Annotated in this window: 15 protein-coding genes; 9 read left to right on the top strand and 6 right to left on the bottom strand. The window is 38.5% G+C overall.

Going from position 1 to position 24,539, the window contains the following annotated elements; all coding sequences use genetic code 11:
- Positions 1-28 precede the first annotated feature (28 nt).
- The 4 genes from LQ227_RS19035 to LQ227_RS19020 form a co-directional block, all read right to left on the bottom strand.
- On the bottom strand, positions 29-496 hold the full coding sequence (locus LQ227_RS19035; protein WP_230139901.1) for a GtrA family protein: 468 nt from the start codon (positions 494-496) through the stop codon (positions 29-31).
- A complete protein-coding gene (locus LQ227_RS19030) occupies positions 496-1,185 on the bottom strand; it encodes a CDP-alcohol phosphatidyltransferase family protein (RefSeq protein WP_230139902.1) in 690 nt (229 codons plus the stop codon). Before LQ227_RS19030 ends, LQ227_RS19035 begins: the two co-directional genes overlap by 1 nt.
- Positions 1,186-1,343: 158 nt before the next feature.
- Positions 1,344-2,150, bottom strand: coding sequence for a phytanoyl-CoA dioxygenase family protein (locus LQ227_RS19025; RefSeq protein ID WP_230139904.1), 807 nt, complete (start codon positions 2,148-2,150; stop codon positions 1,344-1,346).
- Positions 2,151-2,932: 782 nt separating this feature from the next.
- A complete protein-coding gene (locus LQ227_RS19020; protein ID WP_230139906.1) occupies positions 2,933-3,706 on the bottom strand; it encodes an SDR family oxidoreductase in 774 nt (257 codons plus the stop codon).
- A 177-nt stretch (positions 3,707-3,883) separates the two neighbouring features.
- On the opposite strand from LQ227_RS19020, the gene LQ227_RS19015 reads away from it, so the two are divergent.
- Entirely contained in the window at positions 3,884-6,235 is a 2,352-nt protein-coding gene (locus LQ227_RS19015) for a TonB-dependent receptor (RefSeq protein WP_230150553.1), read from the top strand.
- Positions 6,236-6,238: 3 nt separating this feature from the next.
- Positions 6,239-7,348, top strand: coding sequence for a PepSY domain-containing protein (locus LQ227_RS19010; protein WP_230139909.1), 1,110 nt, complete (start codon positions 6,239-6,241; stop codon positions 7,346-7,348).
- Between the two features lie 48 nt (positions 7,349-7,396).
- Here LQ227_RS19010 and LQ227_RS19005 read toward each other — a convergent pair whose 3' ends face one another.
- On the bottom strand, positions 7,397-7,816 hold the full coding sequence (locus LQ227_RS19005; protein ID WP_230150552.1) for an SRPBCC domain-containing protein: 420 nt from the start codon (positions 7,814-7,816) through the stop codon (positions 7,397-7,399).
- Between the two features lie 338 nt (positions 7,817-8,154).
- On the opposite strand from LQ227_RS19005, the gene LQ227_RS19000 reads away from it, so the two are divergent.
- The 3 genes from LQ227_RS19000 (at position 8,155) to LQ227_RS18990 (ending at position 15,144) form a co-directional block, all read left to right on the top strand.
- Complete coding sequence (locus tag LQ227_RS19000) at positions 8,155-9,684, top strand: GAF domain-containing protein (protein WP_230150550.1); 1,530 nt, start codon at positions 8,155-8,157, stop codon at positions 9,682-9,684.
- A 4-nt stretch (positions 9,685-9,688) separates the two neighbouring features.
- Positions 9,689-14,527: a chemotaxis protein CheB gene (locus tag LQ227_RS18995; protein ID WP_230150547.1), complete on the top strand. Its 4,839-nt coding sequence runs from the start codon at positions 9,689-9,691 to the stop codon at positions 14,525-14,527.
- Positions 14,528-14,862: 335 nt separating this feature from the next.
- Positions 14,863-15,144, top strand: coding sequence for a SelT/SelW/SelH family protein (locus tag LQ227_RS18990; RefSeq protein WP_230139916.1), 282 nt, complete (start codon positions 14,863-14,865; stop codon positions 15,142-15,144).
- A 90-nt stretch (positions 15,145-15,234) separates the two neighbouring features.
- Here LQ227_RS18990 and LQ227_RS18985 read toward each other — a convergent pair whose 3' ends face one another.
- The gene (locus LQ227_RS18985; protein WP_230139917.1) at positions 15,235-15,417 is read right to left on the bottom strand and encodes a hypothetical protein; all 183 of its coding nucleotides are present in this window, start codon (positions 15,415-15,417) and stop codon (positions 15,235-15,237) included.
- A gap of 337 nt (positions 15,418-15,754) precedes the next feature.
- Here LQ227_RS18985 and LQ227_RS18980 point away from each other — a divergent pair, with 337 nt between their 5' ends.
- From LQ227_RS18980 to LQ227_RS18965, 4 genes are all read left to right on the top strand, one after another.
- Positions 15,755-19,750, top strand: coding sequence for a two-component regulator propeller domain-containing protein (locus tag LQ227_RS18980; RefSeq protein WP_230139919.1), 3,996 nt, complete (start codon positions 15,755-15,757; stop codon positions 19,748-19,750).
- 141 nt (positions 19,751-19,891) lie between these two features.
- Positions 19,892-21,217: a BNR repeat-containing protein gene (locus LQ227_RS18975; protein ID WP_230139921.1), complete on the top strand. Its 1,326-nt coding sequence runs from the start codon at positions 19,892-19,894 to the stop codon at positions 21,215-21,217.
- Positions 21,218-21,232: 15 nt separating this feature from the next.
- Positions 21,233-23,404: a family 43 glycosylhydrolase gene (locus LQ227_RS18970; RefSeq protein ID WP_230150545.1), complete on the top strand. Its 2,172-nt coding sequence runs from the start codon at positions 21,233-21,235 to the stop codon at positions 23,402-23,404.
- Positions 23,404-24,537 carry a glycoside hydrolase family 88 protein gene (locus LQ227_RS18965; RefSeq protein WP_230139924.1) on the top strand — a complete coding sequence of 378 codons (1,134 nt, stop codon included), beginning with the start codon at positions 23,404-23,406 and terminating at the stop codon, positions 24,535-24,537. Before LQ227_RS18970 ends, LQ227_RS18965 begins: the two co-directional genes overlap by 1 nt.
- Positions 24,538-24,539 lie beyond the last annotated feature (2 nt).

Raw genomic sequence — 24,539 nt, 5'->3', positions numbered from 1 at the left:
CTGTTGCGAAAAGGGTAGAAACATGCCATTAAGCTCTTTGTTCTTCGCCAAGTTTTTCAAAATAATCTTCTTCGTCTATTTCATAATCGCTTATTTGATTGGTTCTAAATACCCAATACTTCATCAGCGGATAGTTAAAGCCATAAGAAACAATACTATCAATTAAAAGCCTGCCAAGTTTATAATCCAGATTTAAACTTCGATGCAACAAGTAGGTGCCAGCTGATTTTAATGAAATACTCCCTAAAACCACAGTAAAAAAACGGATTAGCTGTCCGCTTGTAGAACTGCAATAACCATCGTTGCTTTTAAATGCCCAGAAACGGTTAATGCAAAAGTTAACAATCCCGCCCATGGTGCCAGAAATCAAGATCGAAATGGTAAAATGGATATGCAGCCATTCGGTTAGCAGTATCATTAGCCCATAATCGGTAACACCACCAGAAAAGGCAGATACCTGTGCTTTGAGGAAAAGTTTAACAGATGCCCAGGTCATTATATCTTCTCCTCCTCATCTTTAGCGTCGCCCGCTTTCAAGAGTTTAAACGTATCGATAATATTGATCACCAATAACAGCGATACCATCGCAATTGCGAAATACGTAATGGCACCTGTAAATAAGGTTTCGGCAATTAAGATAAGCGAAATAATTACGCGTAATTCCGTCGGGCCTAAATAGCCAGAATCGATCTGATAAAAACCGGTAATTTTATAACGCAGTTGAGAAATAATCATAGACCAACCGTACAATACCACAAAAAGAAATGCGAAAATCTGTGTGCCACCATCAGCGTAATAATAATAGCCCAAACCGATCAGGATAATGCTGAGCCAATCCATCACAATATCGAGCGCAAAGCCATACCACTTGCGCGGTATTTTGCGGAAATATGCCAATCGGCCATCGAGCGAATCGCCAAGCCAGTTGATCATAAAACCTAAAATTCCGATCAGCAAATAGCTTTTTGCATAAAAACCAGCCAAAATAAAGCTTAAAAACACAATCAGCGATCCAAACATGCCAATCCCTGTCATCATATTGGGCGTAATCCACTTAGGTACCCTTGGAAGCAAAAAAAGGATCAGCCCTTGTTCGCTTTTTCTTAAAATATTTGTCCTTTCGCGGTCTGCAAATACCCTTTTGCCATCTAAATGGTCTTCTTTTAGTTTAATAGTAGCCTCCAATTTAAGTGCCAGCCAAAATTACGCCAAAGAGAATGGCTGTTTCTGGCCGGTAAAATTTTAAACTGATCTTCTTTGGAATACCTTTAGAATAATCAGTTATTCGCTTTAGCTTCCCCGATCTGACCAGGTAAGTAAACAATAGGGCAAATAACATAAATTTATTTTACAATTCCGGCGAAGCGCTGATAAAATACTGTTGGACTATTCTCATTTTTTGGCGCGTATTTACCAGCAATAATTGGAATGTAGATTACACGTCTTCTGCTTTCCTCGCCACGTATGGCCGATTCTGCTACCCTGTGCCACAGTCTTCCATCATGGATGGTTAAATCTCCTGCTTCAGGCAATATCGATACTTCTTCGGCATCTGGTTTATTATCCAGGAAATATTTTTTTCGAAAAAGCATCTGGTAAATACTTTGTTTATGGGTGCCAGGGATAATTTTTAATCCGCCATTTTCCGGTTTTAAGGTACTCAGGTGGATGCCTACATTCAGCATCGGGTTTAGTTTAGCACCATAAAAAATGTCCCTTAAACCATCTGTATGCCAGCCCATTTTACTGAATTTGCTTTCTGGTCCGTTAATGTAATGGTTAAACACCATGCCGTCTTTCTCTTCAGTGCCCAGGCGTGCACCATCGCCAGCCAATTGCAGTAGGGCATTAAAGCGTGGGTCTAATAACAGTCCGCTTAATGTTTGATGCTGTTGGTTAATAAAAGCAAACCGTTGTACAATTGCTGAGCCATCAAGATCTTTTCCGTATTTAATCGGCACGCCATTTATTTTTTTAATATCTTGCTGTATCCATTTTTGTTCTACTTGTTTAGAAGCATCGATAATGGAAGAAACCGTTTCGGGTTTGATGAAATTCTTGAAATGGATAAACCCATGTGTATTAAAAAAATCAAGCTGTTCTGGTGTTAATTGTTCAGATAAGGTAAAGGTTGGATACGATGTGGCCATGTGTAAAAATTTAAACGATTTAGGAAAAGGATAAATTGGAGATAGCGTTATGCGCAGCAACAGCACATTCGCATTGGCGAGTGGTTCGGTACTGGAGGAAAATAAAACAAATTTGTTTTATTCGACATAGTCTATGGAATTAGTAGTATTTAATGCAAACGTAACATATTTTTAATATTCCAAAGAATTTTATTTGAATTTTTTTAAATATTTTTTTTTTGAAAGGAGTTGCGCTAGGGTAGAGGTGTGTAAATAAAGACTACTGGAGCCATTTTGTTGTATTTATCGTGGTGTTGGATGTTACCATCCGACACTCAGATCCGTTATCAAATTGAAATATTTTTTATTATTGGAGCGCAATTGCAGTAATCATAGGTTTCTTTGTTCCCGTGTTTCGCTTTACGCTTTGCTTCGTCGTACCTCCTTGCTGCAGGGTAACGCTGCACCCGGGGCTAGATGGCCTAAACAGTATTTCATTTTTAGGGTTGTATCGTGTACCCACCTTTGTTCCTAAACCCGAATGTAATGAAAAGCCCGTAAACGAAGAATGAGTGCGGACTTGGAATGGAATGCGGGACTGAAGCTGCCAAGCATGCAGAACTGCTCATTTTCAAATCAATTTACAAGCTATGCCTATTTATCCGTGGTGTTGAATGTCACCATCCGACACGCATAAACCAATCATGATAATTCGTAAAAACAAACTATACGATCTGGTAACATCCGACTGCACAACCATGAGCTTATATGCCGTTACGCCCCAGACTTCGGACCTCCGACCTTTAAGTCTTATAAATCCCTGCGGCCATTTTTTCGATAAATCCCTTTGGTAGGATCCTGTTGGCATATACACTGATGATATTAGTAAAACCCGGAATAATTTCAGATTTTTTGGCAAACATCCCTTTCAATGCGATTTCAGCCACCTCATCAGGCCTCATATTAAACTTTTCGGCCATTTTGTTAAAGGCATCTAAACCTGCTCGATGGGCAAAACCAGTATCAACAGGGCCTGGACTCAAGCAACTTACAGAAACCGGACCATCTTTAAGCTCGAACCTCAAAGCCCTGGTAAAAGATAAAACAAAAGCCTTAGTTGCCGAATAAATGGCCAGGGTTGGAACCGCCTGGTAGGCTGCAGTACTGCAAACGTTAAGTATATAAGCCTTTTTTTCTGTTGAAAGGATTGGAAGCAATAAATGGCACAATGAAGTTACCGTAATCATATTTAATTGACACATTTCTAACTGGGCACTTAAATCCAGTTCTTCAAATTTCCCCCACAATCCATAACCTGCATTATTAATCAGGATATTAATGGCGTAATTCCTTCCTGTTATCCAGTCGAATACTGTTTTTGGGGCTTGAGCCTGGCTAAGATCAATTGACAAGATATCTACTTCAACGTTATATTGGTTTTTGATCTCCGTTTGTAAAGAAATCAATTCATTAACCGAACGGGCAATAAGCAACAGGTTGATTTTTCTCCTGGCCAGCGCAATGGCCATAGATCTTCCTATACCTTTACTGGCTCCGGTTATCAGCGCGTACTTCATCTTTGTTTCCAACATTTTTTTACTCCAAACGGTTTAACGCAAATATCAAATAAATTAAATCTTATGCCTTATTTATTTTAAAATGATGAATGATTAAACACCAAATAGATATCTTTTTTGAGTTATTATTTTTAACAAGTCTAAATAATGCTAGCTTTGCCGAAATTTAGTTATTGCATGAAACACCATTACATAAAATTTTTCGGCACTGCGCTTATCATATTATCTACAGTTACCCTCTTTGCACAAACAGGAAAGGGCACAATTAGTGGAAATGTTGTCGACTCGTTAGGGAACAGCATACCCTTTGCCAACATCCAGGTTAAAAAACAAAATCTTAAAACCACTTCTGGCAAAACCGGTGCATTTAAGTTAACGGATGTTCCTGCAGGAAATCAGCAGATCAAGGTTTCGATTACAGGCTACGACCAATTTGAACAGGTGGTATCGGTTATTGCAAACGATACAATTCAGGTAAATATTGTTTTAAAAGAGCAGCGCTCAGAACTTAACGATGTAATTGTTTCGGCAAGTAGACGACCTGAATCTTTGTCGCAAACACCCTCATCGGTAACGGTGCTTACAGCAAAAGAATTGAATACACAATCTGCAATTAGTCCGAATTTAGCTAATATCCTTTCATACAGCGTACCTGGATTGGGTTTTTCTACCAACCAAACGGGTAACTCTGGTCAGACTTTGCGCGGTAGAAATGTTTTGGTATTAATTGATGGTATTCCGCAATCAACTCCGTTAAGAGCAGGAGGAAGGGATATCCGCAGTATCGATCCTTCAGTTATAGAGCGTGTTGAAGTGATTAAAGGTGCCACCGCCATTTATGGCAATGGTGCAGAAGGCGGTTTGATTAATTATATTACTAAAAAAGCCGATAAAGGAAAATCATTCGGAGGTTATTCTCAAGCCGGAATTACAGGAAACTTAAAAGGCGATAGCACCATAGGATACCGCTTTTCGCAACAGCTTTACGGCAAAACAGGTAAGTTCGATTATCTGGTAAGTGGTATGTTCGAAAAAACTGGCGTTTTCCGCGATGCTGAAGGCTTGGTAATTTCGCCTGAGTATGGTTTAGGCGAGACTAAATCTTACAATGGCTTTGTAAAACTGGGATATAACTTTACTCCAAAACAGCGTTTGCAGGTGATGTATAATTACTTCAGCTCCAGACAGCATTCTAAATATTTAACCAAGGAAGGTGTTTATGGTCAATCGCCGGCTATCGGTATTTATGGAAAAAGACTGGGTGAAGATGAAGGAACAAGGTTTAACCATAATGCTAATTTACAATACACCAATCAGCAGATTTTCGGTAAAACAGATTTAACGGCCAATTTATATTATCAGGACTTTTATACCATTTATTCTAACTCAGCGTCATTTTTCGGTAGTGGCCAATCGGCTATTACTTCAACAAAAAAGGGTGCAAGGGTAAACCTGAACACACCTTTTAACATTGCAGATCAGGTACCAATGCAATTGAACTATGGTTTGGATTTAATGAACGATAAAACTGCTCAAAGCTTAACAGATGGCCGTTTATGGGTGCCTAATATGAATATGGTGAACTTTGCACCTTACTTACAGGCTTCTGCAACTTTTATTAATGATTTAACCATAAAGGGAGGCTTAAGGGTGGAAAATATTAACATTGATGTAGACGATTTTAATACCCTGGCTACCGGTGCAAACGGAGCAGGAAGTATAGCGGTGCAGGGCGGTAAGTTAAATTATAATGCTTTGGTGTTTAATGCTGGCGCACGTTATTCGAAATTCAAGTTTTTTAACCCTTTTATCAGTTATGCACAATCTTTCTCGGTGTTCGAGCTGGGTAGGGTGCTAAGGGCAGCAAAAAGCAATACCTTATCGCAGTTAGAAACTAAACCAATCATTGTAAACAATTACGAAGCTGGTTTTAGCAGTACCGTAGGTAAACTTAATTTCAGTGCTGCTTATTATTACAGCACGTCTAAACTGGGCGCCAATCTTTTAGAGGTTAATGGAACTTACATCTCTCAACGTATTCCAGAGCGTGTATATGGATTTGAAATCCAGGCAGATTATCAGGTTCTACGCGATTTGAGCATTGGTGGTAATTACGCACAGGTAGAAGGAAAAGGCGATGTAGATGATGATGGCAATTTTAACGGAGAGAAAGATGTGTATTTAAACACAACCCGTATCCCGCCATCAAAAACCACCGTTTACCTTAAATATTCAGGTATTAAAAACTTAAGTTTAGATGTAAACTGGATGCGTGTAGGAAATCGCGACCGCTTTAAAACCAATGCGGCAGGTAAATATTTAATTGGCGAAGGCCCGGTAAAAGCGTTCAACTTATTTAATGTTGCAGCTGTATATCAGGTTACACAGCCGCTAAAACTATCGGTAGGTGTAGAGAATTTATTGAACAAAGTTTATTATCCTGCCATTTCTCAGTTTTATGGTAGCAATGTAAATTATGTGAGAGGGAATGGGCGCAGATTTAACCTATCACTAGGCTACGCTTTTTAGACAATGAAGAACAGGAATATTAAAAATACCATCAGGAACATTCATCTCTGGCTCGGCCTGGCGACTGGCCTGGTGGTATTTATTATTAGCTTAACTGGTGCGCTGTATATCTTTGAAGAAGAAATCAGAGATTTTACACAAAAAGATTTTCGCTACGTAGCGCTTCAAGAGAAACCTTTTGTAGGTTTGGATCATATTATTTCAAACTTCGAAAAATTATCACCCAAAGACCCGTTAAGGCTGATCAGAATTGAAGACGGGTTTTCAAATGCAACGGTAGAAATTACCACTAAAAAGGGGACTGTTTACTATTTTAATCCTTACAATGCCGCCTTGGTAAAAAAAGGTGGCGAAGATTGGCTTCAGGTTGTAGAGCATATCCATACCTCCCTGTTGCTGGGAAAAACAGGAAAGTTTATCATGCAATGGTCGGTGGTTATTTTCGTGCTAATGCTGATTACAGGACTCGTGCTCTGGTTTCCTGGTCAGATGCGGTTATTAAAACAATCTTTAACCATTAAAAGAAAAGCATCGTTTAAACGGTTAAATTACGATTTACACAACGTATTGGGCTTTTATGCATCAGTTGTGTTATTGGTTACTGCTTTGAGTGGTTTGTATTTTGCTTTTAAAGAGGTGAAAAATGCGGCTAGTTTTTTTACCGGGAGCAAATTAGGACAAGGCAAATCCATCGTTTTAACCAAACCTACGCAGATCGATTCGCTACCTGTACGTTACAATAAAATTTATACTGAAGCTAAAATTAAATACCCTGGAGCTATTTCCACTAGTTTTTCGCTGCGTGGTAAAGGTGAACTGCGGTTAAGGATGATTTATCCCTACCGATGGGCACGCAACCAGAATACCTTTTTTTATGAGGAAGCTACAGGCGTAATGACTAGGGCTAAACTATATAAAAATTTTAACGGGGCCGATTTAATAGAAGCCACCAATTACGATCTCCACACGGGCAGGCTTTTAGGCCTTCCGAATAAAATTCTTTCTTTTTTAGCGGCTTTGGTTGCAGCGAGTTTGCCGATTACTGGTTTTATCATCTGGTGGAAGAAAAGGAAAAAGCCCAGGAAAGCTAAACCCATTCTGACCTCAAGGTAAATCGAAATCCAAGTCGCAGTGAGACCAGTTCTGTATTAAAACTTAAAGTCATTTATTAAATTGCTCTGCATATGCTTTAAGCTGGTTTAGTCCCGATTGACAGAATTCCTGTTGCATGGTCACATCAAGGCCTGGAACGGGTTCAAAGATTTCGGTCAGTGTAACTGGGTTATTTCCAGTAAAAGTGATCAGGCTTTTCCGCTCATCATCTAATGTATAAGCAATTCGCTCATGCTCAATAATTTCGGTGTAAGTTCCGCTAAAGTCAAAGTTTTCGGTTCCGTCTTTTTTAGCCATAACGTATAAAAACCCACCTCCTTCTATCAGGTTATTTTCAATTTTCTTGTTGATCCATTCGGCTGATGGCGCATTCCACTTGGCAATATGTTCAGGCTCATTCCAGATTTTCCAGATCAGGCTAATAGGCTGGTGTATTTCAACGCTGGCAGTTAAAGCATTCTTGTTCATATAGGCTAAATTATGTCCTAAATTAACTGTTCCAGGCCTACCTTTAGGTGGCCATTGAAGACAAATAAGAGGTTATTTGGGTAATTTGTTGATATGCAATATTTTTTCGATTAAGCCTTAATATAAAATAACATTCCTCTGGGTTGTATGGTCAGTATTATTTTTATTGTTTTTCTTTCAATAAAGTCCTTAATCTATATTTTAGTTGCACGATGCGCTTGATGGTCCAATTTGAGGAAATTAAACCTAAATGAGGATTTAATTGGCCTTATAATTGTTAAGAATGAAATCTTTTGCTTTTCCTAAGCATTAGGTTTTTCCAAAAATAAATAGTCGAAATGTCAGATAAACCAAACTATGATGCAGAATTCTGCGGAAACTTACCAATTCACCACATTAATTCCATTCAAGATTATGGATATTTAATCGTATTGGATAATAAAACCTTGAACGTTATTCAAATCAGCGAAAACTTAAGTGCAATTACCAATGAGGTACCAGCACAGCTGATAAATAAACATTTATCATTGTGGTTTAGCCAACAAGACATAGCTAATATTACCAAACTGATTAAAGGAGATGCGAAAGACAGAATTCCAGTTAATCTGACATTTAAAAATGATGATAAAAAGATGCATTTTAATGGTTTGGTTCATGTTAAAAATGACTATACCTTGTTGGAATTTGAAATTGCTTTAAAGGATGGTCAGAAAAGTTTTTCAGACGTTTTTCAGGAAGTAAGGCAGTTTATTTCGGCCATGGAGCATGCCTCCACGCTGGAAGAAGTATGTAATGTTGCCATTAAGCAACTACGTCGGATTTCAGGTTTCGATGGAGTAAGGATGTACCAGTTCGATTCTGCCTGGAACGGGACTGTAATTGCCGAGGAAATTTCGGGGGCATTGGAAAGTTATCTTGGACAAACTTTTCCGGCTTCTGACGTACCTAAACAAGCAAGGGCACTTTATCTCAAAAATCCTTTCAGGCTTATTTCTAACCGTGCATATAAACCTGTTAGGTTGTTTCCGGTTATCAATCCTTTAACCAACGCCTTTATCGATCTATCTGATTGTAATTTACGGGGTGTTGCAGCTGTACACCTGGAATATATGCAGAATATGAACGTCAGTGCATCTATGTCTATCAGGGTATTACATCACGACAAACTCTGGGGGCTGATTTCATGCCATCATATCGAACCAAAACATCCAAATGTAGACATGCGCTATATTTTCGAATGGCTTTCGGTAGAAATATCCAATCGCATCACCGCTATATTAAGTCAGGAAGATTATCAGCAGTCGGCTTTCAGACTCGAAAAACGAACCATAATCGCTGATCTTATTTATTCGAAAGATGACGTTATTGAAGGTTTGCTCGAAGATGAAAACTTAAACATTCTTTCTTTGTTTAATGCAGGCGGAGTGGTGGTGAAGATGGGTAACAGAGTCGAATCGCGTGGAAATGTACCTGATAAAAGTGAAGTGTATAACCTGATGTTATGGCTTGAGGGAAAAGAAGTTGAAAAGGTTTATACCAGCGATCATTTGAGTGGGGTATATGAGGAAGCGAAAGCATATGAAAAATTGGGAAGCGGAATTTTGGTTATCCCGATTGACGGCCGGAACGGCGATTATATAATCTGTTTCAGGCCTGAAGTTATACAGCAGATCAAATGGGGTGGCGATCCTGAGCAGGTGATCAAATTTGATAAAGATGGTAAAAACTATCACCCGCGAAATTCGTTTAAGCTTTGGCTCCAAACCGTTTATGGGCAATCGTTGGCCTGGAACAATAATGAACTGGAAATAGCCGAATCCTTAAGGAATTTTATATTTGAATTTAGAACAAAGCAACTTTACAATTAGCTTAATGGAAAAAAGGCAGGAATCGGTATTGAATAAGCGTTACGATAAATACATTGTTGCCATTGGTGCATCTGCCGGTGGTTTGGAAGCCATTCATGAATTCTTTGATCACATGCCGGCAAACTCAAGTTTTTCTTTTGTCGTGATCCAGCACCTCTCTTCCGATTATAAAAGTTTATTGGTAGAGCTTGTAGGAAAGCACACCCATATGAAAGTGTTCGAAGCGGCGAATGATATGGCCATCCAACAAGATTGTGTATATATTATTCCTAATAATAAACTTATGACCTTGGTTCGGGGGAGACTTAAGCTCGCTGATAAATCGCAGATTAAGGCACCTAATACCGCAATCGATCATTTTTTACATACCCTGGCGAAAGATAAAAAAGAGAAAGCAATTGCGATTATCCTTTCAGGAACCGGCACCGATGGTACTAAAGGCATACAAAGCATAAAAGAAAACGGTGGGATGGTTATTGTTCAAGATCCGGGGTCTGCTAAATTTGATGGTATGCCCAATTCGGCCATCGCATCTGGCAATGCAGATCATATCATGGTTCCTTCGAAAATGCAGGAAGAACTTTTTAGCTATGTAAATGAAGAGCCTGTTAAAGTGCTCGAAAATGGTAAGGTTAATGAAGAACTGCTCGATGAAGTGTTTAAACTTGTACACAACATTAGTGGTAATGATTTTAACCTGTATAAAACCCCTACTATTATCAGGCGCATTGGCCGGAGAATGAACGAAAGAGGTATAAAAAAACTCGACCGTTATGTCGATTTTTTGCAGAGCAATACTGATGAAGTAAAGATTTTAGCGCAGGATTTTCTGATTGGGGTTACTAAATTTTTCAGGGATGAGCAGGCTTTCGTACAACTTAATGAGTTCGCCATCCAGGATATCGTTAATCGGAAAGAAAACGGCGATGTAATTAAAATTTGGGTTTGTGCCTGTAGTACCGGGCAGGAGGCATACTCCATTGCGGCACTCGTAGATGATTGCGTAGATCGGTCGGGCAAAAAGATCGAGATTAAAATATTCGCTTCTGATATTGATGAAAAAAGTATTGAGATTGCCTCTCGCGGCGAATACCCGATGTTGGTAAAAAAAGAAATACCAGCTAAACTTTTTAAGAAGTATTTCGTACAGGAGGGGAAGCACGTTAAAGTAATTGCAAGCTTGCGTAAACAGGTTGTTTTTGCGAAACATGACGTAATTAAATCGCCTCCTTTTATTAAGAACGACCTGGTTACCTGTAGAAACATGCTCATTTATGTAAACAGCATTCTTCAGGAAAAAATTCTTTCCATATTCCACTTCTCCCTGCTGCCAAATGGATATCTGTTTTTGGGATCGAGCGAAACTGCTTCTTCTATGAAAGCTGGTTTAACAGAAGTCTCTGGTAAATCGAAAATTTATAAGAAAACCGGAAAAATCAATTATTCGACTTACAATACCTATAATACGGGTGCTAAGGCAACAATTGGTCAGGAACGTAAAAAAGGCGGTAACACCGAGATGCTACAAAGCCCGTTAGAAAAACGTTTGGCCGATTTCCTTTCATCAGATCTGGGCTATGTTGCCGTGTTTATTGATAAGGCGTACATCATGCAGGATGCCGTTGGCGATTACCGTCAATATTTGTCGCTTCCTGAGCAAAGTATCGAACTCAATATTTTAAAGATGGTACCGCGGGAGGTATCTATCGTACTCAATACCGGGTTACGCAAAGCCTGGAAAGAAAATAAAAAGATCGAATTAAAGAAGATCCGTTTTAAACAGGTTACGAAAGATATTTTTGTAGATATTTCCATTTTACCAGCATCCCCGGCTCATACCAATGGTTTTACCATGGTCGTTATTGTAGAACATGTTTCAGAAATAGTTGCAGATAAGGACGAAACTGTTTTTCCAGGTTTTCATGATGCTAACCAATCTGAATATGTGTTTGAACTGGAGGCCGAACTGAACGAAACCCGCTCGAACCTGCAGCTGGCTGTAGAAGAAATGGAAACCACCAATGAAGAACTCCAATCGAGCAACGAAGAACTCCTTTCAGCCAATGAAGAACTGCAATCCAGCAACGAGGAACTTCAATCATTAAACGAAGAACTCCATACCCTAAATACCGAACATCAGTTAAAGATCAAAGAACTGATCGAACTAAATGATGATCTGGATAATTATTTCAGGAGTACCGATATTGGTCAGATTTTTCTCGACGCCGAAATGTTTATCCGCAAATTTAATCCCGCGGCAGTAAGCATGGTGAATCTTATCGAATCAGATGTTGGCAGGTCTATAGAACACATTTCTAACAATATTAAGGCAGAAAACCTAATCAGCGATATTAAAAAGGTGCTGCTGAATGGGCATGTAATCGAAAAGGAAGTACAACTGAAAAATAATACCCGATGCCTGATGCGTGTAATGCCTTATTTAAGGAAGGATAAGCGGGCAGATGGTGTGGTAATCTCTTTTGTAGATATTTCTAAAATTACCGAATTGAACAATATCATCAGCGGTGTTTTTAATGCGAGCCTTAATGGGATTCTGGCGTTTAAAGCCGTGAGAGATGCCAAACATTTTATTGTAGATTTTGAGTGCAGCACCTATAACGATTCGGCACTAAGTATTTTAAAGAAGAACAAATCGGAGCTAACCGGTGCCAGATTGATGAAAATGATTCCTGAACTTACGGTAAGCAATCTTTTTAATAAATATGTAGGCGTGGTAGAAAACGGGAAGGTACTCGAAACAGAACTTCAGTTTTCTAAAGAACAATGGTTACAGCTAATTGCCGTAAAAATGTCTGATGGTTTTGTAGCTACATTAACCGATATCAGTCAGCAAAAATTGGCTGAGCACAAGCTGAAAAAGAATTATAACGAACTTTTAGGCACGCGCGAGAACCTACGTCAACTCAATACCGATCTCGAACTGAAAGTGAAAGAGCGCACCATGAAACTTTCAGAGAGTGAAGAACGTTTCAATCTGGTGTCGCATGCCACAAACGATACCATTTGGGACTGGAATCTGGCCCACAACACCATGTGGCGGAGTGATAACTTCACGTCTATGTTCGGTTATCAGAAAGATGCACACACTGAAAATATTGCATTTTGGTTCGATAAAATCCATCCCGATGATCGTGAGCGGGTTAAAGCAAGTGTTTATGAAGCCATTAACCACAACGAAACCCAGTGGACTGCTCAGTATCGTTTAGAAAAAGCAGATGGCAGCTATGCTACATTGCTCGACCGGGGAAGTATCCTGTTAGATAATCTGAACACGCCTTATCGCATGGTTGGTTCCATGGTAGATATATCAAAACTAGTGGATACTGAGGTGAGGTTAAACTCAACAGAACGTAAATTCAGAAAGATTTTCGACTCGAATGTAATCGGAATTTTGTTCAGCGATATTGAAACCGGACGGATAGAAGACGCTAACGATATCTTTTTAAAACTTTTAGGTTATTCGCGATCTGATTTCGAAAATGGAAATATTAATTGGATGGAGATTACACCGGAAGCTTTTCTGCCGATCAGCAAAATATCGCATAAATTATTAAAAGAAAAAGGCTTCTGCCCACCCTTCGAAAAACAGTACCTTAACAAAGCAGGCATTCCGGTAGATGTTTTGGTTGGTTCGGCCTTGTTAGACGAAGATGTTCAGAACGGGGCAATTACTTACGTTATCGATATCAGCAAGCAGAAACATACCGAGAAAAAACGTAGCGAACTTCAAAAGCTGATCAAGAAACAGCAAGACGAGTTTTACAGTATTTTTAAAAATGCACCAGCTTTAATCACCATCCGTAGGGGTAAAGCCCTCAAATACGAATTTGTAAACGAAGCTTTTAAAACTTTCGATGGCGGAACCGATTATATTGGCCGCTCAAGGATTGGAAATGGTTCTAAGTTCGAATCACCAGAATTGCTCGAAATAGAGAAAAATGTGATGAAAACAGGCGAAACTTATATAGCCAGCGCCTATAAGATCGAGCAGTTAAACCGCGCTACAGGAGATTCGGTTGAAAAGTGGTTTGATATTATCCTAAATCCAGTTTTTTCTGATCAAGGGCTAATTGATGGCATTGCTTTCTTCGGTTTCGAAGTAACCGATTTAATGAAAGCCCAACAGGCTACCAAAGAGCTTATGCACCGAAAAGATGAGTTTATGAGTATTGCCAGTCACGAGTTAAAAACACCGATTACCAGTATTAAAGGCTTTTTACAGTTTGCACTGAGGATGGCCGAACAGCAGAAGTTTGAGAAAATTTATGAGTTTGTAGATAAGGCGAACCGTCAGATTGGAAAATTGACTGCACTTGTAGAAGATTTATTGGATGTAACCAAGATACAAGCTGGTAAAATGACTTTCAATTTCTCTGAATTCAACATCGCTGGCGTTATTGAGGATGCTATTGATGGTTTACAGGAAAGCATGAATGAACATCGCATTATACAGGATATAACTGATGTTCAGGTGTATGCTGATCGTAACCGTATTGAACAGGTTTTAAGCAATTTTATTTCCAATGCAATCAAATATTCGCCTAATGCAGATAAAATTATAGTGCAGTCTAAAGCAGAAGGCGATTACCTGTTGGTTTCGGTACAGGATTTTGGGATTGGAATACCCAACGATAAAGCAGAATTTGTTTTCGACAGGTTTTTCCGTGTAGAAGCTTCTTCATATAACTTTTCGGGGCTTGGGCTCGGCTTATATATTTCAGCCGAAATTGTTGAACGCCACGGAGGCGAAATCGGTGTAAATAGCCAAGAAGGCGAAGGTTCGATATTCTGGTTTAAAATTCCATTAAAAGATAAATCGTAGAGTCAATGCCTGTTTTAAGACTAATGCTGTATGATTATCTAGATGAAGCAAACAAAAACTGCTTCATTGGTGTAGTTATAATTCCTCTAACACGGGAGTAATTTGAAAGGGGTAAACATGGATGTGGTTACCCTTTTCTCTTTTAACAACATTTTAAGCAGCGAACTTGTTTAGTTCATTTTATTCAGTGTTGCTTGGCAGAATCCGTGCAAAGTATTTACAACAAAGAACAAAACAGAAAACATGCTGCAGATGATTACTTGATTTCAACATCCATTTAACATCTCCATTTTCCATCCCTCCATATTTTTTGTACCCTTGTAAAAAAAATAGAAATGGAGAAACCGCTTGTCAATATAACCTATTGCCCTAAATGTGGCTGGATGCTACGGTCGGCGTATATGGCGCAAGAAATTTTAACCACTTTTGTAGACGAGCTAAAGGGGGTAACTTTAATTCCGAGTGAAACATCGGGCGTTTTTACTGTTCATGTTGGTGAGAAACTAATTTTTGATAGAAAACAGATGCAACGCTTTCCTGAAATTAAAGAACTAAAACAGCTTATCCGTGATGAAGTGAATCCAGCCATGAACCTTGGCCACTCTGATGTTAAATAGCGAACATTTAAGTTTAGGAATCTAAGTAATGATCGAATAGTGGGAGACTATATGATTATTTCATGTCGAGAACAGGGTTTTAGTAAATTGTTATCTTAACGCCAGGATCAGTTTGCCTGATTTGATTCTGAAATAGTAGGTTAAAGAAGTTCTTCCTTTTAAAACTTCAATAGTTTTAATGGCGCCAGAACTGCCCCATGTGTCAGAAATAAGATCACCAACTTTCAGTTGTTCCAGCCTATGGATGGGCGTCAATGCATCAATAAGTATCATAGTAACAAAAATAAGCCAATATATTTTTTTTAGATGGGACTTTTGTTTCAAAATATACATTTCACGTTTATGTGTAATCATAAATCATACGGTGTCTGTCTGTAAATGGTAGGTGTTGTTGAATCATTAAAGTGTAGGTGGAACAGCATCAAGATCGAACAGAGCCGTCTTTAATGTAGGATAAATCTTACAATTTTTACTGTTTAATCCTAGATAATAGCCGATAGCTGAGTTTTAGGAAAATATGTATATTCGTTTCCTGCCATGCATACCACGGTACGGTTTCTCTATGTTCCTTATTCAGAAAAAAACTGCTTGCTCCATATTTTTTTTATGGATGGGCGCAGTTATTTGTTTTGCCCAGTCTACAACTATTCGCCTTAAATATCTGGGGGTAGAAAATGGCCTGTCTAATAATGTGGTAAACTCTTTGTATCTAGATCATTTTGGGTTTATGTGGATGGGTACCTATGATGGATTAAACCGTTACGATGGCTATCACTTTAAGGTTTTTAGAAATGGCTGGGGAGATGAACATTCATTAGTAAATAACCACATTACGGTACTTAATGGTGATGCGAAAAACAAGGTTTGGGTAGGTACGCAAAAGGGCGTTTCTTATTATGATTATGCCGATTCCAAGTTTCATCAATTGATTTATCTAGACAAGGGAAGAAAAAATGAAGTAAGTTATGCTATTAATTCCATTGCAATAAGTAAGGCTTTAGCTGTTTATGTAGCTACTGAAGAAAAAGGCCTGTTTATGCTCGAAAAGAATAGCAGCATTGCAAAACGGATCCCATATGGCAAAAATTTCGATTTCACTGTAAAAGCTTTATATGTTGATGAACAACAAACCCTATGGCTTTTTATAAAAGATGTGGGGCTTTGCAGATACGATAATGATAAACATAGACTTCGTTTAGTAACTGCTGCCGTACGTTCAGTAACATGCATTACCAAAGGCACTAACCAAACACTCTGGGTTGGAACAGAGCACGGACTTTTTCAATTTGATAAAGTCAATAGTAGCCTCACCAAGTTTAACCAGCATTTAAGCAATGAGAATATTATGAGTTTGTTGTTTGATCGGCAACAAAAACTCTGGATTTCAACTGATGGGGGAGGAATTGCTGTTTACAATACAAAAAATCAAAAAACAAATTACCTATCCGCAGGAAAAGAAAAAGGCTTACTGAGCAGTAATTCTGTCGCCCAGGTTTACGAAGACCGCGAATCTAGAAAGTGGATCGCAACCTTACGTGGTGGGGTTAATATCATCGATCCAGAAAATGAGCAGTTTACCACCATTAAACATAATCCATTAAAAAACAATTCCTTAATTAACAATTTTGTACTCTCTTTTAGCGAAGATGAAAACAAAAACATTTGGATCGGGACTGATGGAGGTGGTTTAAGTGTTTGGAACAGAAAGCAAAATACTTTTACCAATTATGCCAAAACCAGCGATCCAAACGCTTTAACCAGTAATTTTGTTACCAGTATTTTAAACGATGCAAACCACAACGTTTGGGTGGCCAGTTTTAGCGGCGGGATAGATCGTTTTAATAAAACAACAGGAAAATTTGTTCACTATAACTGTTACAATACCTATAAAGGCGTTGATGACATTAACATTTGGAAGCTTTATCAAGACAAACAACAAAATATTTGGGTAGGCACTACAAAAGGTGGTGCATTGTATCGTTACAATAAAATTGCCGATAAGTTTGAACTTTTCGACCATAATCTAAAGGATATCCACAGCTTGTTCCAGGATTCGAAAGGAAGACTCTGGGCAGGGAATTATACCGAACTGATCGAAATTGATCCGATAAACAAAAAACATAGCTATACGAAGATCAATTTTGCCATCAGGGCCATTCAGGAAGATTTTAATCATCAAATATGGATCGGCACCGAAGGTGGAGGTTTACTGCTTTTTGATCCCGAAACCAAAAAAATAAAGCGGTACATCCAGAGCGATGGGCTACCAAGTAATTCGGTGCTCAATATCCTTCAGGATGCCCAAGGTAATTTGTGGTGTAGTACTTATAACGGTTTATCAAAATTTGATGTTACACACCAAAGCTTTAAAAACTATTATGCTACCGATGGCTTACAAAGCAATCAGTTTAATTATAATGCTGCATTAAAACTTGCAAACGGTAACTTTTTGTTTGGTGGAATTGGTGGCTTCAATTTGTTTTCGCCCGATAGCATTAAGAAAAATAAAAGGATACCCAAAATGGTGCTGACCGATTTTAGGATCAATAATATTCCGCTCGATCAGGATTCGGGTTATAACGATATCTCTGTTGTTAATTTAGCACGCATAGAAATCCCATATAGTGCTGCGGTGATTTCTATCGATTATGCGGCAATAGAATTCTCTTTTCAGGATCAGATTTCTTATGCCTATTACCTGGAAGGTTGGGATAGAGACTGGAATTATGTAAACAAATTAAGCACAGCCTATTATTCCAGGTTAAATGAAGGTGAGTATAAACTGCACATTAAAAGTACCGATACCGAAGGTGCCTGGAGCAACAACGAAAAGATTGTAATGATTAGGATTTTACCCCCTTGGTACCGCACCTGGTGGGCCTATACCATTTACCTTATTATAGGGTCTTCCCTGTTTTATCTTTTTCAGACCTATCGCAACCGCCAGAGAAGATTAAAACACGAGGTAGAGATTACCAACCTTAAAATGGAGCGTGAAAAAGACCTTAATGAGAAAAAACTGAATTTCTTTACCAATATTTCGCACGAGCTGAGAACGCCATTGACCTTAATTGTTAATCCGATTAAAGACATTATCCATAAGAAAGACCCAGGGCAAGAGAAGAACGATTTAAATGTTGTTTACCGCAATTCGAGGCGTTTGTTAAGCCTGGTAGATCAGTTATTACTGTTTAGAAAAACAGAAAGTGAGAACGATGCATTGAAGATTGTAAGGATCAACCTCTACAAATTTACAAACGAGATTTTCCTCTGCTTTAATTATTTGGCAAAGCAGAACCATATAGAATATACTTTTGAGTGCGAGGAGGAAGAACTTGATATTTATGCAGATAAAGACAAGCTCGAAATCGTTTTCTTTAACCTGCTCTCTAACGCGCTTAAATTTACACCAAAAGGCGGTTTTGTGAAATTTAGTGTTAAAACCCTAGGTATGCGGGTGCAGATCGAGGTGAGCGATAGTGGTCCGGGCATACCGGCGCATGTAGGTGAAAAATTATTCGATAAATTTTATAAAGTAATGTCGAACGAATCGCTGAAGATGGGTTTCGGTATTGGGCTTTACCTGGCCAAAAACTTTGTAGAATTGCATAAAGGGAAAATTTCATTCCGTTCCAATCAGGGAATGGGTACCATCTTTTTGATCGATATTCCGGTTGGGGAGCCAAACTTGCAGCAAAGTGGTGTTTTCCAAAACGAATTGACTTATGTAAACGAGCTCATTGCGCAGGAGGAAGAAGCAGAAAATAACGATGCCGAGAATGTGGGCAACCTTGAATTGCTCATTTCAGATTTACACTCGATTTTGGTTATTGATGACAACCCCGAAATTATTGATTACATCAAGCATATTTTTCAGGATAACTTCAAAATTTACAAGGCCGAAAATGGTACAGATGGATTAAAACTCTGTAAAGAATATTTGCCTGATATCGTAATATCTGACGTAAACATGGATGGCCTTAACGGTATCGAACTCTGTAAGGCGATTAAAGAGGATTCTGCCTTGAGCCATATCCCGGTAATTCTATTAACCGGCGACCCTAGTCCGGAGGTAAAACTTAAGGGAATCGAAGTTGGTGCCTACGATTTTATCAGTAAACCCTTCGATAAAGAGCTTTTTACAGCCAAAATTAATAGCATTATTAAAAACAGGACCAATCTTCAGTCTTATTTCTACAATGAAATAACCTTGAAGAGTGATGCCCATAAAGTATCTCATGAGGATAAGGGCTTTCTTCAAAAGTGCATTACCATTATAGAAGAAAACCTGATGGAAGACAGTTTTAACGTAAAAACACTGGCATCTGATCTTGGAATGAGCCATTCTAATCTCTACAAAAGGATCAAGGCCACTTCAGGTCAGTCTATAAATGGTTTTATTCGTTTTATCAGACTCAGAAAGGCAGCCGAATTGTTAATCAATACCAATTTAAATATTAACGAAGCTGCCTTTCGGGTAGGTATAAATGATAGTAAATACTTTAGAGAACAGTTTCAGAAGCTGTTTAAATTAACGCCGTCAGAATTTATAAAGAAACACCGCAAAAGTTTTCATAAATACTATAATATTAATGCCACAACATAAAAGTTACGCTATTTTGGTTTTTAAATGCGTTTATCTTAAAACGCCCCCTGCAAAGTATGATTTAACCCCCTGTGTAAAGCTTAAAAATTTCGGTACTTCGGCTTCACCAAATGTAAGAAACCGAGCAGCCTAAAACGTATAATGTATCAATCCCTAAATAAAAGTATATTTCTAATCTGTACATTCATCGGTATCAACCTGATGAGTGTTGCACAAGAAACACAACTGAGTACAATTGCCAGTAACGGCTGGGCAAACAACTCGGTAAATACTGTTATTTTCCGTAAAAATTCGTTAATCAGTTTTAAAGATAGCCAGTATGCTGCCTATTATAATCACGAACAACATGTGGTATTGGCTAAACGCAAAATCGGCTCAACCCGTTGGTTATTAGTTACTACGCCTTATAAAGGTGATGCTACCGACGCTCATAAATCAATTAGCATTATGGTAGATGGTGATGGTTTCCTTCATATTGCCTGGGGCCAGCATAATAACAGTCTAAACTATGCCAAATCAGTTTCAGCAGGTTCATTAACCTTAGGGAATAAAGAAGTTATGCTTTCTGTAAAGGAAAATAAAGTCAGTTATCCTGAGTTTTATAAGCTGGCAAACGGCGATCTCTTATTTTTTTACCGTGATGGTGGCTCTGGAAACGGAAACCTGATGATTAACCGTTATAGCCTGAAGACTAAAAAATGGACACGTGTGCAGGATGGGATGATTGATGGTGAAGGACAACGAAATGCATATTGGCAGGTAGCTATAGATCAGGTTGGAACCATCCATTTATCGTGGGTGTGGCGCGAAAGCCCCGATGTAGCCAGTAACCATGATTTATGTTATGCCAAATCAACCGATGGAGGTTTAAACTGGTTAAAATCTACCAATGAAAAATATAGTCTTCCCATTACTGCTGGCAACGCAGAATATGCACTTAAAATTCCGCAAAAAAGCGAGCTGATTAACCAGACATCGATGTTTGCAGATGCCAAAGGCAAGGTGTTTATTGCCGGTTATTGGCGTGATACGAACGAAACCATACCACAATATCACCTGGTTTTTAAAACAGACGACCATTGGAAAGTAAGCAACCTTAATTTTAGAAAAACGGCTTTTAGTTTAAGTGGAGGAGGTACTAAACAGATTCCGATTTCGCGGCCACAGATTATCGTTTGGCCAAATGGAAAATATTATGCTGCGGGATTGTTGTTTAGGGATGCTGAACGAGGTAGTAAGGTTTCAATTGCTTTGAATGGTGAGCTCGGATCAGGAAATTGGAGAATTAAAGACCTTACTAAAACAAGTATAGGCGATTGGGAACCCAGTTACGATACCGAACTTTGGAAAAGCAAAGGGATTTTAAGCCTGTTTCTGCAGCATGTTACCCAGGTTGATGGAGAAGGGAAAGCAAATCAGCCACCAACAATAGTGCAGGCCCTAGATTGGAAACCAAAAAATAAATAATGAATTAACCTTAAAATGAAACATTCCATTATAAAATATAACTTTTCTCTACTTGCTGTTTTGTTCTTGTTATCATTAAATCTGGTAGAGGCACAAAGCAAAAAAACAGCTAAGGTATCCAAAGAAAATACGGCGTATTTATTTGCTTATTTTACCGGAAACGCTAAAGCGGAAGAAGCGATCCGTTTTGCTGTGAGCACCGATGCTTACCATTACAAGGCTTTAAACAATAATACTCCAATCATTTCTTCCGAAAAAATCAGCAGTACCGGAGGTATACGCGATCCACATATTTTGCGGGGCGAAGATGACAAAACCTTTTACATGGTGGCTACCGATATGGTTTCGGCCAATGGCTGGAATTCGAACAGGGCAATGGTATTGCTTAAATCAAATGATCTGATCCATTGGACATCGGCAGTTGTTAATATTCAAAAACGTTTTCCAAATAATGAAAATCTGTTACGTGTTTGGGCTCCACAGACTATTTACGATAAAACAGCCAAAAAATATATGGTTTATTGGTCAATGAAGCATGGCGATGATCCTGATAAAATTTATTATGCTTACGCCAATGCAGATTTTACAGATTTGGAGACAGTTCCAAAACAGCTCTTTTTTAGCCCAACCAATGGTTCTTGTATTGATGGCGACATTATTTACGATAAAGGGAAATACAATTTATTCTTTAAAACAGAAGGAAATAGCAATGGCATAAAAAAAGCAGTTTCTAATCAACTCACCACAGGTTATGTACAACAGGATAAATATTTACAACAGACCAAAGAGGCTGTAGAAGGAGCTGGTGTTTTTAAACTGAACCATAGCGACGAATATATCCTGATGTACGATGTATATATGAAAGGCCGCTATCAGTTTACCAAAAGTAAAGATCTCGCAAATTTTAGTGTAGTGGATCAAGATATTACCATGGATTTTCACCCAAGGCACGGAACTATTTTGCCTATTAATCAAAAAGAGTTAAACCGGTTGCTCAATCAGTGGTATACTGTCGAATCTGTTTTGCAAAGCGCAAAGAATAAGGCAATCAACCAAAATAATATTGTTTTAGATAGCGTGAACCAAAAACTTTATCTGCCTGTAAATTATGGGACTGATTTAAAAGCTTTTGACCCGCAGTTTAATACCTTTAATCAAATCAGTATCGCGCCAAAAGGGAAATTAGATTTTACTAAAGGCGCTGTAAAAATTAAGGTAGGTATTGCCAATCAACAACCTAAAATTTATTCGGTAAGTGTAGCTGTAGCGAATAATCCTGTTTTAAAAGGTTATTACGCAGATCCGGAAATTTTATATTCCAATAAAACAGGCAAATATTACATCTATCCAACCAGCGATGGTTTTAACAACTGGAGTGGTACCTATTTTAAAAGTTTTTCATCAACTGATCTCGTTAACTGGACAGATGAAGGTAAAATACTAGACCTTGAAAAAGATGTTTCGTGGGCGAAAAAGAATGCTTGGGCTCCCACCATTATCGAAAAGAAAGTAAACGGCGTTTATAAGTATTTTTATTATTTCACAGCAGCACAGAAAATTGGAGTTGCTGTTGCTGATCATCCAGCTGGACCGTTTAAGGATAGTGGTAAGGCTTTAATTTCAAGCAGACCAAAAGGAATAAAAGGCGGGCAAGAGATCGATCCTGATGTATTTAACGATCCCAAAACCAACAAAAGTTATCTGTATTGGGGAAATGGGTATATGGCCGTTGCACCATTAAAAGAAGATATGGTTTCGATTGATACCAATGAGATTAAAGTTATTACACCAAACAACGGTTTTAGAGAAGGAACCGAAGTTTTTTATCGTAATGGAAAGTATTACTTCTTATGGTCTGAAGATGATACACGGAGCGAAAATTATCGGGTACGTTATGGCTTTTCTGATTCGCCTATAGGAAAAATAACCATTCCGGAAAATAACCTGATTCTGGCAAAAGATGTAGCACAAGGTATTTACGGAACAGGGCACAACAGTGTAATCAAAGTTAACGGAAAAGATGAATGGTATATGGTTTACCATCGTTTTACCCGACCAAAAGGAATTTCGATGGGGAGTGCTGCAGGCTACAACCGCGAAGTTTGCATCGATAAAATGGAATTTAATACTGATGGAACTATTAAACCTGTGATACCAACCATAAACGGCATTAAACCAATACACTAATGAAACTAAAATTGTATAAGGCGCTTTTCTTATTGTTGTTTTTTAGCAGCACAGTTGTAAATGCACAAACTTCAACTTCAAAAGAGGAAGTGCTCGAAATGATCAATCGCGCAAATACCTATTGGCAAGGTAACAATAAACCCGAAGTACGTGCTTTTTGGGATCATGCTGCTTACCATACCGGAAATATGGAGGTTTATGGAATTACCAAGAACGAAGCTTACCGTAAATATTCAGAAGATTGGGCCGTTTATAACAAATGGATGGGCGCAAAATCAACTGATAAATCCAACTGGAAATATAAATATGGCGAAACAGATGAGCATGTGCTGTTTGGCGATTGGCAGATCTGTTTTCAAACCTATATCGATTTATACCACTTAAAACCCGAAGAATATAAAATTGCAAGGGCAAAAGAGGTAATGCAATACGAAATGAACACACCCAATAACGACTATTGGTGGTGGGCCGATGGTTTGTACATGGTAATGCCTGTTATGACCAAACTTTATAAAGTAACTGGAGACCAAAAATACCTCGATAAGCTGTACGAATATTTTATGTATTCGAATAGCATTATGTACGATAAAAAGGAAAAACTTTATTACCGGGATGCCAAATATGTTTATCCGATGCATAAAAGTGTAAACGGCAAAAAAGATTTTTGGGCAAGAGGCGATGGTTGGGTGTTTGCAGGTTTAGCCAAAGTGTTAAAAGATCTGCCCCTTAACGATCCACATCGGAACGAATACCTGAGCAAGTACCAGAATATGGCCAAAGCAATTGTTAAAAGCCAGCAGGCAGAAGGTTATTGGACCAGAAGTATCCTCGATCCACAACATGCCCCTGGACCAGAAACCAGTGGAACAGCCTTTTTTACTTATGGTTTGTTATGGGGGATAAACAACGGTTATTTAAAAGAAAAAAACTATTTACCTGCAGCACAAAAAGCATGGACATATCTAACTAAAACCGCATTACAACCTAACGGTAAACTGGGATATGTACAGCCGATAGGAGAGAAAGCCATTCCGGGTCAGGTGGTTGATGTAAATTCTACAGCGAATTTTGGCGTAGGGGCCTTTTTATTGGCTGGATGTGAGATGTATCGTCATTTATCAAACAAAAACTAAAT

Origin of the sequence: Pedobacter sp. Bi27, from assembly GCF_918698255.1 — a bacterium.
Lineage (GTDB): Bacteria > Bacteroidota > Bacteroidia > Sphingobacteriales > Sphingobacteriaceae > Pedobacter.
This window is presented reverse-complemented; position numbering and strand designations above follow the sequence as displayed.